14 protein-coding genes are annotated in these 11,634 nt (G+C 64.8%); 11 read left to right on the top strand and 3 right to left on the bottom strand.

Annotation, left to right across the window (positions count from 1 at the left end; genetic code table 11):
* Positions 1 to 14 precede the first annotated feature (14 nt).
* From phnL to AC0L3S_RS08805, 6 genes are all read left to right on the top strand, one after another.
* Positions 15 to 713, top strand: coding sequence for a phosphonate C-P lyase system protein PhnL (gene phnL, locus AC0L3S_RS08830; RefSeq protein ID WP_473278766.1), 699 nt, complete (start codon positions 15 to 17; stop codon positions 711 to 713).
* 11 nt (positions 714 to 724) lie between these two features.
* The gene (locus tag AC0L3S_RS08825; RefSeq protein WP_473278765.1) at positions 725 to 1,879 is read left to right on the top strand and encodes an alpha-D-ribose 1-methylphosphonate 5-triphosphate diphosphatase; all 1,155 of its coding nucleotides are present in this window, start codon (positions 725 to 727) and stop codon (positions 1,877 to 1,879) included.
* The gene (gene phnN, locus AC0L3S_RS08820; RefSeq protein WP_473278764.1) at positions 1,876 to 2,472 is read left to right on the top strand and encodes a phosphonate metabolism protein/1,5-bisphosphokinase (PRPP-forming) PhnN; all 597 of its coding nucleotides are present in this window, start codon (positions 1,876 to 1,878) and stop codon (positions 2,470 to 2,472) included. The genes AC0L3S_RS08825 and phnN overlap by 4 nt, the downstream gene beginning before the upstream one ends.
* Before the next feature lie 22 nt (positions 2,473 to 2,494).
* Positions 2,495 to 3,106 carry a pyridoxamine 5'-phosphate oxidase family protein gene (locus tag AC0L3S_RS08815; RefSeq protein ID WP_473278763.1) on the top strand — a complete coding sequence of 204 codons (612 nt, stop codon included), beginning with the start codon at positions 2,495 to 2,497 and terminating at the stop codon, positions 3,104 to 3,106.
* Between the two features lie 398 nt (positions 3,107 to 3,504).
* Complete coding sequence (locus AC0L3S_RS08810; protein WP_473264407.1) at positions 3,505 to 3,726, top strand: hypothetical protein; 222 nt, start codon at positions 3,505 to 3,507, stop codon at positions 3,724 to 3,726.
* Between the two features lie 21 nt (positions 3,727 to 3,747).
* A complete protein-coding gene (locus AC0L3S_RS08805; RefSeq protein WP_473278760.1) occupies positions 3,748 to 4,701 on the top strand; it encodes an aliphatic sulfonate ABC transporter substrate-binding protein in 954 nt (317 codons plus the stop codon).
* A 119-nt stretch (positions 4,702 to 4,820) separates the two neighbouring features.
* Here AC0L3S_RS08805 and AC0L3S_RS08800 read toward each other — a convergent pair whose 3' ends face one another.
* The 3 genes from AC0L3S_RS08800 to AC0L3S_RS08790 form a co-directional block, all read right to left on the bottom strand.
* Complete coding sequence (locus AC0L3S_RS08800; protein ID WP_473264405.1) at positions 4,821 to 5,603, bottom strand: alpha/beta fold hydrolase; 783 nt, start codon at positions 5,601 to 5,603, stop codon at positions 4,821 to 4,823.
* Positions 5,604 to 5,607: 4 nt separating this feature from the next.
* The gene (locus AC0L3S_RS08795) at positions 5,608 to 6,903 is read right to left on the bottom strand and encodes an O-acetylhomoserine aminocarboxypropyltransferase (protein WP_473264404.1); all 1,296 of its coding nucleotides are present in this window, start codon (positions 6,901 to 6,903) and stop codon (positions 5,608 to 5,610) included.
* Between the two features lie 81 nt (positions 6,904 to 6,984).
* Entirely contained in the window at positions 6,985 to 7,785 is an 801-nt protein-coding gene (locus tag AC0L3S_RS08790) for an IclR family transcriptional regulator (protein WP_473278759.1), read from the bottom strand.
* 131 nt (positions 7,786 to 7,916) lie between these two features.
* Between AC0L3S_RS08790 and AC0L3S_RS08785 the strand changes: the two genes are divergently transcribed.
* The 5 genes from AC0L3S_RS08785 to AC0L3S_RS08765 are packed head-to-tail and all read left to right on the top strand — an operon-like array spanning position 7,917 to position 11,633.
* Positions 7,917 to 8,882 carry a Bug family tripartite tricarboxylate transporter substrate binding protein gene (locus tag AC0L3S_RS08785; RefSeq protein ID WP_473264402.1) on the top strand — a complete coding sequence of 322 codons (966 nt, stop codon included), beginning with the start codon at positions 7,917 to 7,919 and terminating at the stop codon, positions 8,880 to 8,882.
* 3 nt (positions 8,883 to 8,885) lie between these two features.
* On the top strand, positions 8,886 to 9,503 hold the full coding sequence (locus tag AC0L3S_RS08780) for a flavin reductase family protein (protein WP_247463402.1): 618 nt from the start codon (positions 8,886 to 8,888) through the stop codon (positions 9,501 to 9,503).
* Positions 9,504 to 9,547: 44 nt separating this feature from the next.
* Entirely contained in the window at positions 9,548 to 10,408 is an 861-nt protein-coding gene (locus AC0L3S_RS08775) for a fumarylacetoacetate hydrolase family protein (RefSeq protein ID WP_473264401.1), read from the top strand.
* Between the two features lie 3 nt (positions 10,409 to 10,411).
* A complete protein-coding gene (gene hpaH / locus AC0L3S_RS08770) occupies positions 10,412 to 11,215 on the top strand; it encodes a 2-oxo-hept-4-ene-1,7-dioate hydratase (RefSeq protein ID WP_473264400.1) in 804 nt (267 codons plus the stop codon).
* A 25-nt stretch (positions 11,216 to 11,240) separates the two neighbouring features.
* On the top strand, positions 11,241 to 11,633 hold the full coding sequence (locus AC0L3S_RS08765) for a RidA family protein (protein WP_219682465.1): 393 nt from the start codon (positions 11,241 to 11,243) through the stop codon (positions 11,631 to 11,633).
* Position 11,634: the final 1 nt, after the last annotated feature.

Raw genomic sequence — 11,634 nt, 5'->3', positions numbered from 1 at the left:
GGAAGAGTTTTTCAATGACCGCCATGATCGACGTCGCCAACGCCAACAAGACCTTTACGATGCACCTGCAGGGCGGCATCGAATTGCCTGTCGTCAGCGGCGTGACCTTTCACGTCAATCCTGGCGAATGCGTCGTGCTGTCGGGGCCATCAGGCGCCGGAAAATCGTCGATCCTGAAGATGATCTTCGGTAATTACCGCTGCGACTCCGGCCGCATCGGCATCCGCCATCGCGGCGCGCTGGTCGATCTCGCCACCGCCGAGCCGCGGCAGGTCCTCAACATCCGCCGCGCGACCATTGGCTATGTCAGCCAGTTCCTGCGCGCGGTGCCGCGCGTCGCGACCGTCGACGTGGTCGCCGAGCCCCTGATCGTCAACGGCATGGCGCGCGCGGAGGCGCAAGCCCGCGCCGGCGAACTGCTGCATCGTCTCAACATCCCCGAGCGACTCCGGCAGCTGCCGCCCGCGACCTTCTCCGGCGGCGAGCAGCAGCGTGTCAACATCGCGCGCGGCTTCATCTCGGATCTGCCGATCCTGCTGCTCGACGAGCCCACCGCCTCGCTGGATGCCGCCAACCGGGCCGTCGTGGTCGAGCTGGTCGCCGAAAAGAAGCGCCGGGGCGTCGCCATGGTCGCCATTGTCCATGACGACGAAATCCGTCATCAGATTGCCGACCGCATCGTCGACGTCACCAGCTTCGCCGCCGCGGCTTGAAGGAAATGGACATGAACGCCAAGAAGGACATCGTGATCGCCAACGCCAGGATCGTGCTGGCGGACCGGGTGATCGAGCAGGGCTGGCTTGCCCTCGCCGATGGACGTATCGCCGAGATCGGTGAGGGCAGGGCGCCTGCGGGGGCCGAGGATGCCGGCGGCGATTTGATCATGCCGGGATTGATCGAGCTTCACACCGACCACCTCGAAGCGCATTACGTGCCGCGGCCAAAAGTGTTCTGGAATCCGGTCGCCGCCGTCGTCTCCTATGACGGCCAACTCGCGACCTCGGGCATCACCACGGTGTTCGACTCGCTCCGGGTCTGGCGCGAGGATGGTGCCGAGGAAGTAGATGGACGCGCCGGCGTGCTTGCCGCGGCGATCACGACCGCGCGCGATGCCAAATTGCTGCGTGCCGATCACTTCCTGCATCTGCGCTGCGAAATCCCGATGCCGAGCGTGGTGGAGGAGGCCAGGGAGCTGATCGACCGTCCCGACGTGCGGCTGATGTCGCTGATGGACCACACCCCCGGCCAGCGCCAGTTCCGCGACGAAGGCAAGCTGCGCGACTATTACCGCGGCAAGGGCGGCGGCAAGACCGATGCCGAGCTCGACCAGCTGTTCGCGAAGCGCTTCGAATATCAGAAGGCCTATGCGGCGACCAACATGCGCGAGATCGTGGCGCTGGCACACAAGTACAAGATCCCGCTGGCGAGCCATGACGATACCACCGAGGAGAACGTCGTGGACGCCGTGCGCGATGGCGTTTCGGTGGCGGAATTTCCGACCACGCTGGAGGCTGCGCGCGGCCTGCACGAGGCCGGGATCGACATCCTGATGGGCGCGCCGAACGTCGTGCGCGGCGGCTCGCATTCCGGCAACATCGCCGCGGTCGATCTCGCCCGCGAGGGCCTGCTCGACATCCTGTCGTCGGACTACATTCCCTCGAGCCTTTTGATGGCTGCATTGCGTTTGCCCGAGCACGTGCCCGTCATCAGTCTTGCGGCGGCGATCCGCACGGTGACGAAGGCGCCCGCCGAGGCGGTCGGCCTGTCCGATCGGGGTGAGATTGCCGTCGGCAAGCGTGCCGATCTGATCCGCGTGCACGTCGCGGGCCACGTTCCCGCGGTCCGCAGCGTCTGGCGCGAAGGAAGCCGCGTCGCATGAGCGAGACCGTCACCACGACGGGAGCGCAGACGGGTGCGATCGGGCCCGGGCGGCTCGTGCTCGTGGTCGGTCCCAGCGGTGCCGGCAAGGACACGCTGCTGCGACTGGCGCGGGCGGCGTGCATCGAAGATCAGAACATCGTCTTCCCGCGCCGTGTCGTGACGCGCGAATCTTCGGCCGACGAAGACAATATTGCGGTGAGCCCTGACGAATTCCGTCGCGCGCGCGACCATGGCGAATTCGCCGTGCATTGGGAGGCGCATGGGCATTGCTACGCGCTGCCGCGCGACCTCAACGACGATATTCGTGCCGGACGCGCCGTCGTGGCCAATGTTTCGCGCACCGTGATCGGCGCGCTACGCCAGGCCTATGCAAACGTCGTGGCGGTCGCTATCACTGCGCCGCCGGATGTGCTGGCGCAGCGGCTCGCCGCCCGCGCCCGAGAGAGTGACGGCAATATCGCGGAACGGCTGACGCGCAGCGTCGACGATGCATCGGCCCAGGCCGATGTCACCATCCTCAACGCGGGCAGTGCGGAGTATCACGGCCGCCAGCTTCTGCGCGTGATCAGGAATCAAGGCTGGCACGAATAGCCCGCACAGCAAGGAGTCTGGAATGTCGGTGATCGAAACGGTCGAGCAGCTGGAGGCCATCTACGGCGTCACCAACGACGCCTCGACCGTGAAAGTCGCCGACCACGTCACCCCGCTCTATCGCGTCTTCATCGAGAAAGCACCGTTCGCCGCGCTCGCCACCATCGGACCCGAGGGGATCGACTGCTCGCCGCGCGGCGATCTCTCCGGTTTCGTTCGCATTCATGACCCAAAGACGCTGATGCTGCCGGATCGCCGCGGCAACAACCGGGTCGATTCCTTGCGCAACATCGTGCGCGATCCCAGGGTGTCGCTGATGTTCCTGATCCCCGGCTCCGGCAATGCGGTCCGCGCCAATGGCCGAGCCCATCTTTCTATTGATCCCGAGCTGCTCGCTTCCTTCAAGGTCGACGGCAAGGCGCCGCGCAGCGTCATGGTGATGACGGTCCACGAAATCTACTTCCAGTGCGCCCGCGCCATCGTCCGCTCCGATCTCTGGAATCCCGACAAGCGCATCGACCCCAAGACGCTGCCGACGCCCGGCCAGATCCTCGCCGAGATGAGCGAGAACAAGGTCGGCGGCGCGGAATACGATCGCGCCTGGCCCGAGCGGGCGGCAGCGACGATGTGGTGATGCCTCTTCCCCTCTCTCTGCTGCCTCTTCCCCCTCTCCCCGTTCTTACGGGGAGAGGCGAGGTGCCTCGCTAGTTGAGCTCATCGCGAGATGAATTCGTTTGCCTACGCTCGCGCGCGGAGAAGTGCCGATACGCGGCAGGGGCAATTATGGATAGCCATTTCATTGACTGATCGCACTAAACGCTCGATATTCGATGCATCGAAACTGCTCCTCGAGCCGAAGCGGCGATATGAGAACCGATCACCAGCGCATTAACAACGACATGCATGCATGCATGACGCGGCGTTGTTTCTCGGCGGCCACCGGCGCCTGTTGTTGCTGACCGCCGCCTCCTAGCAGCACCTCATCCAGCAAATCCCAAGACAGAAACGCCGAGCCCCGGCGAACGAGCAGTCATGTCCCAACACCAATCGAACGCTTACATCATCGAAATCCACGACCGCGCCGCTGGCATCGTCACGAAGGACACGCGCGGCTTCCGCTTTTTCTCCTCCGAGCGTCTGTTCGACAGCCTCGAAGGCCGGCAGTTCCGCTCGGCGCGCGAGGCCGAGCGTGCCGCCCGTACCGTGTTCTGCGAGCGGACCCGGCGCGCGAATTCTCCAGCCTTTGCCAGCTGATCCCACCGAAAGGACCACGTCATGATCAATCGTCGACACATTCTCGCAACGACGCTGCTGCTCGCGACCGCTTTGGCCGCACCGGCGCGCGCGGACGACAAGCCGGCGGAAATCCGCATCGGTACGCAGAAGGGCGGCTTCTTCCCGGCGGTTCGCCAGCGTCAAACGCTCGAAAGCGCCTTCAAGCCGCTCGGCATCGAGATCAAATGGATCGACTTCCAGTTTGGTCCGCCGCTGCTGGAAGCCATCAATGTCGGCAGCGTCGATTTCGGCTTCGTCGGCGATACGCCGCCGATCTTCGCGCAAGCCGGCGGGGCCAGGATCCGCTACGTCGCGGCGGTGAAATCGGAAGGCGACACTCAGGCGATCATCGTGCCGAAGGATTCGCCGATCAAATCGCTTGCGGACCTCAAGGGGAAGCGCGTTGCGTTTGCCAAGGGATCGAGTGCGCACAACCTCCTCGTCGCGTCGCTCGAGAAGGCCGGTCTCTCCTGGTCCGATATTGCGCCGGCTCCGCTCGCCCCGGCGGATGCGACGGCCGCCTTTGTAAAGGGTTCGGTCGATGCCTGGTCGATCTGGGATCCGTATCTGGCGCTTGCTGAATTGAAGGAGAGCGCCCGCGTCATCGCCTTCGACAAGGATGTCCACAAACCGAACGCATTCTACATCGCTGGCGCCGACTTCGTGGAGAAGTATCCTTCGCTGATGGCAAAGCTCAACGCGAGCTTCGCCTCCGAAGGCGTGTGGGCGGAATCTCATCATGAGGAGGTAGCAAAGGCTCAGGCCGACGCGACCGGCGTCGACATCGAGGCGATCCGCCGCTTCGTCAACCGCTCCACCTATCGCGTGGTACCGCTGGATGCAGAGGTGACCAAGAGCCAGCAGGCGGTCGCCGACCGTTTTGCAAAATTGGGTCTGATCCCGAAGCCGGTCAACGTGTCCGACATCGTCTGGAAGTGGACGCCGGGCTCCTGAATTGTCGTCATGCCCGGGTTTGTCCCGGGCATCCACGTTCTTGCTTTGGAGTGGCCAGGCATGGATGGCCGGGACAAGCCCGGCCATGACGCCGGGGAGGCCGGCTTCTATCTAAATCCTCAGCCCGTCAGCGCCGCCAGCAATTCATCCGGGCGTTCGGCCATGATCATGTGGCCGGCGCCGGGCACGACGACGGTCTTTGCATGCGGGATCGCGGCGGCAAGTGCCTTGCCGGCCTTCACCGGCGTCATCATGTCCCGCTCGCCGAGGATGAGAGTCGTGGGCACCTTCACGCTCGTGGCAGCCTGAAGCGCATTGGCGTAAGCGTTGCAAGCCGACAAATCCCTGAACAGCACGCCCGGCTCGCAGTGTTTCAACACGGCCTGGGCGCCGCCATGCATCCACAGGCCCGGTGCGAGGCTGCCGCCGAGCTCGGCGTTGAAGCCGAGTCCCCAGATAGAGACCATGTCGTTTGCATCCTGCGAATTGGCTTCGGCCGCTTTCAGCAGATCCGGGCCGACCGTCATGGTCGCGGCCGTGCCGATCAGGCTGAGCGCGGACACCTTGTCGGGGTGACGTGCGGCCGTCTCCAGCGAGATCAGCGATCCCATGGAATGGCCGATCAGATGCGCTTTCGTCGCTCCGGCCGCATCGAGCAGGGCCGCCGTCCAGTCGGCCATCTCGGCGATGCTGCCGAGCGAGGGTCCGGGCGAGCGGCCGTGACCGGGCAGATCAGGCGCCAGCACGCCAAAGCCATGATGGGCGAACCAGCGCGTGTGCAGCGCCCAGGTCGAATGATCGAAGCCGGCGCCATGGAGGAAGACGACTGCGGGCAGGGATCTGTCGAAGTCGCGGCCGCCGGTTGCGACCAGCACCTCGGCGCCGTTGACGGAGAGCTTCATGGTGTCAGACCTTTTGCGAGATGCGCAGCGCTTGGGTGAGATCGTCGATGATGTCGCTTGCGGTCTCGATGCCGACCGAGAGCCGCACCAGCTCCTCGCCGATGCCGGAGGCCTTGAGCTGCTCGGCGTCCATCTGCTGGTGCGTGGTCGACGCGGGATGGATCACCAGCGTCTTGGCGTCGCCGACATTGGCGAGATGACTGATCATGCGCAGCGCTTCGATGAACTTGCGTCCCGCGGGCCGGCCGCCCTTGATTCCGAAGGAGACGATCGAGCCGGCGCCGCGCGGCAGCAATGTCTTTGCCAGCTGGTAGTCAGCGTGGTCCTCCAGCGAGGGATGCAGCACCCAATCTACGGCCTTGTTGGATTTCAGGGCTTCCAGCACGAGGTGCGTGTTCTGCATGTGGCGGTCCATGCGCACACCGAGCGTCTCCACGCCCTGCAACAGCTGGAAGGCGTTGGTCGGGGATAGACAAGCGCCGAAATCGCGCAGGCCTTCGGTGCGCGCGCGCATGATGAAGGCGGCCGTGCCGAACTGCTCGTCGAAGACGATGCCGTGATAGCCGCCATAGGGCTCGGTCAGCACGCCGAATTTTCCGGATGAACGCCAATCGAAACGGCCGCCGTCGACGATGGCGCCGCCGATCGCGATGCCGTGGCCTCCGATCCATTTGGTCGCCGAATGCATGACGATGTCGGCGCCGAGCTCGATCGGACGGCTGAGATAGGGCGTGGCAAAGGTGTTGTCGATCAGCAGCGGAATCTTCGCGTCATGCGCGATCGCCGCGACCTTCGGAATATCAAGCACTTCGAGCCCGGGATTGCCGATGGTCTCGCCGATCACCAGCTTCGTGTTCGGCCTGATCGCGGCGCGGAGCGCGTCGAGATCGCGCGGCTTGACAAAGCTGGTGGTGATGCCGAAGCGCGGCAACGTGTGTGCCAGCAGGTTTATGGTGCCGCCATAGAGCGAGCTCGACGCCACGATATGGTCACCGGCATTGAGCAACGTCGCGATGGCCAGATGGAGCGCGGCCATGCCGCTTGCGGTGCAGATCGCGCCGACGCCGCCCTCCAGCGCCGCAAGCCGTTCCTCGAGCACACCCGTGGTCGGATTGGAGATGCGCGTATAGATGTGGCCGGCGCGTTCGAGATTGAACAGCGCGGCGGCGTGATCGGAGTCCTGGAACACGTAGGACGTGGTCTGGTAGATCGGCACCGCGCGGGCGCCGGTCGCGGGATCCGGATGCTGGCCCGCATGCAGGCTCAGGGTCTCGAAGGCGGGCGGTTTTGGTGCGGGCATGCGTGGCCTCGTTGCTCGGTCGGCGGAGGTGGCTCTTGTGCCACAAAACAGCGTGCGAAGTCAGCCCATTGACGGCGTGGCCTAGCCCCGGATCGCCTGCTCGATGATCCGCGCCTCCCGCAGCAAAATCTCCGCGACCTCCTGTTCGCGGCGCGGGCCGAGCCTGGTCCGAACGGCAGAGACGGTCATCGCGGCAGCGGGGCGGCCGTCCGGGGTCTTGATCCAGGTCGAGATCGATTTCGTGCCCTGCACGAGACCAATTTCTCTCATGCCATACCCCAGCCGTCTTGCGGCGGTGACCTGGCCCAGCACGGTCGCAGCGTCGGTCCGGTAGGCCTCGAATCTCTTCTCATTGGCTGCGACGATTTTTCGCGCGTCCTGCGCCGGCATCGCGGCGAGGATGGCAACGCCCGCGCTGGAGACACCGAGCGGCCGGCGCGCGCCGACCTCGATCGACAGCACCTGGATCGGATAGACACCGATCCTGCGATCGACGCACAGCGTGTCGTTGCCGGTCCGCACCGTCAGGAACAGCGTGTCGCCGATCTCGGTGGAGGCGCGTTGCAGTGACGGATTGGCGGCGATTAGCAGCCGCGACGGCCGTGCCCGTGCGAGCGCGAGCTCCGGCACCTGATTGCCGATCGCGTAGCGGCCGGTCCTATCATGCCGTTCGACGATGCCTTCCTCGATCAGCACGTGGACGATGCGATGCACGGTCGGACGGGTGAGGCCGGTCGCCCGCACCACCTCGGCCAGCGGCACGCCGTCTTCGCGGCCCGCGGCGAGAATGCGCAGTACCGCGAGCGCGCGGCGGATCGCCTGCGCGCCCTGTCGCGGTTCGGTCATGCGGCGGGTGGATTTTGCGGAAGTCGTCTTGTCCATAATATGGACAAGAACGCCACAATTTCCTCGACAGGTAAAGCGCGCATCTGGAGATTGCGCTCCGAATCGAGATGCCGTGTACGAATTCAGGCAAATCGACGTAAAATTGGAAGCGCCGCCGGGAGGTTAACATGAGATTAATCTGGATTGCCATAGCTGCCGCAGCGGCGATGTTGACGGGACCGGCGTCGGGCCAGCAATGGCCGGCGCGCAACGTCAAGCTGATCGTGCCCTATCCGGCCGGCGGCAATGTCGATAGCGCCGCGCGCATCATCGCCGACAAGCTTCAGGAAAAGCTCGGCCAGCCCTTCATCATCGAGAACAAGGCGGGTGCCGGCGGCATGATCGCGGGCGAGGCGTTCGCGAAATCCGCGCCCGACGGCTACACGCTGTTCGTCGGCGCCAACGGCCCGGTGCTGTTCGCGACCGAGATCAACAAGCGCGACGTGTACAACTGGAAGAAGGACTTCCTGCCGATCACGACGATCTCGATGACGCCGCTGGTGCTCGAGGTGCATCCGTCGGTGCAGGCGACGAATTTCAAGGAATTCATCGACCTCGCCAAGCGCGAGCCCGGCAAGCTGACGATGGCCTCGCCCGGTCCCGGCACCACCAACCATTTGCTCAGCGAGCTGATGCAGTCCAGCCTCGACCTGCAATGGGTCACCGCGCACTATCGCGGCAATGCGCCTGCAGTCAACGATCTCCTGGGCGGGCAGGTGCAGTTCGCGTTCGACCAGCTCACCGTCAGCCTGCAGCACATCAAGGCCGGCCTGTTCCGGGCGCTCGCCGTCACCAGTCCGCACCGCCTGAAGTCGCTGCCCGACGTGCCGACCTTCGCCGAGCTCGGCTACAAGGATTTCGACGGCCAGACCTTCACCGGCCTGTTCGCACCGGCAGGCACGCCGGCGCCCGTGATCGACAAACTGCACGAGGCGCTGACCGCGATCCTGAAGGATCCCGCCGTGGTCGACAAGTTCGAGAAGCTCGGCGGCGAAGCCGTCGCGATGACGCCCGACGAATTCAAGGCCTATCTCGAGCGCGAGGACGCCAAATGGATTCCGATCGTGCGCAAGGCCAACATCAAGGCGGATTGATCGATGCGGATCGACCCCACCGAGCTCGGCGCCGAGCGCATCTACCGGCTGATGACCGGCATCGTGGTGCCGCGCCCGATCGCCTGGGTGACGAGCCTGTCGCGCGCGGGCGTGCTCAACCTCGCGCCGTTCAGCGCCTTCACCTTCGTCTCGCAGAAGCCGCCGATGCTGGCCATCAGCGTCGGCCGCAAGGGCGCGGACTACAAGGACACCGCGCACAACATCCTCGACACCGAGGAATACGTCATCCACATCGCCGATACCCCGCTGATGCAGGCCGTGCACGACTCATCGGTCGAGCATCCGCCTGAGATCAGCGAGGTCGCGGAGCTTGGCCTTGAGACGATCCCGAGCGAGCGCATCAAGGTGCCGCGTCTTGGCATTGCACCCGTCGCGATGGAATGCCGCTTCCGGCAGTGCCTCGAATTCGGCGACGCCCGCAGCCGCCTGATCGTCGGCGAGGTCGTGATGTTCCACCTCCGCGACGGCCTCGTGAACGACGGCAAGGTCGAAACCGCGGCGCTCGATCCGATCGCACGCATCGGCGGGCCGCGCTACGCCCGGCTCGGCGAGATCGTGACGCTACGCGGCGTATTCCAAACTCCCAAATCGAAAGACTGAGCGCGCTACCCCTGCGCGCGCCCTAAGGCCATTGGAGAACGACCATGCGACTCTTAAGTTATCTCCTGGACGGAGAGCCGCGCTATGGTGCCGCCATGGAAGGCGGTGTCGTCGATCTGACCCTGCGGATCGGCCGCGACTTCTCCGATGTGAGGGCGGTGATCGCAGCCAATGCGCTGGCCGACGCGCAGGAAGCCGTCGTCGGACAAAAGCCGGACTACGCACTCGACGATCTCGTGCTGCTTCCGCCGGTGCTGGCGCCGGAAAAGCTCTGGTGCATCGGCGTCAACTACGCCGAGCGCAATGCGGAGTATAAGGACAGCTCCGACCTGCCCAAATATCCCAGCCTGTTCGTGCGCAGCATGTCCTCGATGACGGGCTCCGGTCAGCCGCTGGAGAAGCCTCACGTCTCCGAGCAGCTCGATTACGAAGGCGAGCTCGTCATCGTGATCGGCCAGGGCGGCCGCCACATCCCGCGCGAAAAGGCCTGGGCGCACATCTTCGGCATGACCTTGTGCAACGAGGGCACGATTCGCGACTGGCTGCGCCACGGCAAGTTCAATGTCACGCAGGGCAAGAATTTTGATCGCTCCGGCAGCATCGGTCCCTGGATCGTCACCGCGGACGAGCTCGACCCGCGCGGGCCTCACGACATCATCACGCGCGTCAACGGCGAGGTGCGGCAGCAGGACACCACCGAGCGCCTGATGTTCCCGTTCGATTTCCTGATCTCCTATCTCTCGACCTTCGCCACGCTGAAGCCCGGCGACATGATCGTGACGGGCACGCCGACCGGCGCCGGCGCCCGTTTTGACCCGCCTCGCTGGCTGAAAGTCGGCGACGTGGTCGAGGTCGAATCCAGCCGCATCGGCGTGCTGCGCAATACCGTCGCGGCGGAGAGTTAAGCCATGCTGGATACTCCCACGATCGAACGCCTTGCCGCGCGGCTCGACGAGGCCGAGCGCACCAAGACGCTGATCACGATGTTCACCAAAGACCATCCCGATTTCAGCATCGAGGATGCCTATGCCGTTCAGCGCGCCTGGACCAAACTCCAGATCAGTCGCGGTCGCGTCATCAAGGGCCACAAGATCGGCCTGACCTCGAAGGCGATGCAGAACGCGGTCGGCATTTCCGAGCCGGATTACGGCGTGCTGTTCGCCGACATGTTCTATGCCGACGCCACGCCGATTCCGTTCGACCGCTTTCACGCGCCGCGAATCGAGGTCGAGCTCGCCTTCGTGCTGAAGGCGCCGCTGCGCGGGCCGGATTGCACCATCTTCGACGTGCTCAACGCCACCGACTACGTCACCCCGGCGCTGGAGATCCTGGAGACGCGCATGCACCGCGTCGATCCCGAGACCGGCAAGGCGCGAAAGGTCATGGACACGATCTCGGACAACGCGGCCAACGCCGCGCTGGTGCTCGGCGGCCGGCCGTTCCGTCCGATGGACGCGGACATGCGCTGGATCGGCGCGCTGCTGTTCCGCAACGGCGAGGTCGAGGAAACCGGGCTTGCGGCCGGCGTGCTCAATCATCCCGCCAACGGCATCGCCTGGCTCGCCAACCGCCTCGCGCCGCATGACGAGCATCTCGCCGCCGGCGAGGTGGTGCTGGCCGGATCGTTCACGCGTCCGGTCGACATCCGCCGTGGCGACACGTTTCATGCCGATTATGGCGCCTTCGGATCGGTGTCGTGCCAATTCGTCTGAACAAGCTAGCAAGAAGGAGCGCATCATGACCGGTCACACGCGGCGCAAGAGCATCCATATCGGCGGCTTCAAGCACGCCAACCCGATTCCGAACGCCTGCCGCATCGGCAATCTCGTGATGTCGGGCGTCATCCTGGGCCGCGATGCGGCTGGCGCAATGCCCGAGAGCCTGGACGCGCAATGCGCCAACATGTTCGCGCATATGAAGGCGACGGTGGAAGCCGCCGGCGGCACCACGGACGACATCATCAAGATGACGGTGTGGCTGAAGGACCGCACGCAGCGCGGGCCGGTCAATGTCGAGTGGCTAAAAATGTTTCCGGACGAGCATTCACGTCCGGCACGCCACGCGCTGCCGATGGACAACATGGATGGCGGCGCGCTGGTGCAGTGTGACTTCACCGCAATGATCGACTGAG

The organism is Bradyrhizobium sp. Ken01 (assembly GCF_055807355.1).
The sequence above is the reverse complement of the archived record's forward strand: the minus strand, read 5'-3'. Positions and strand labels throughout refer to the sequence as shown.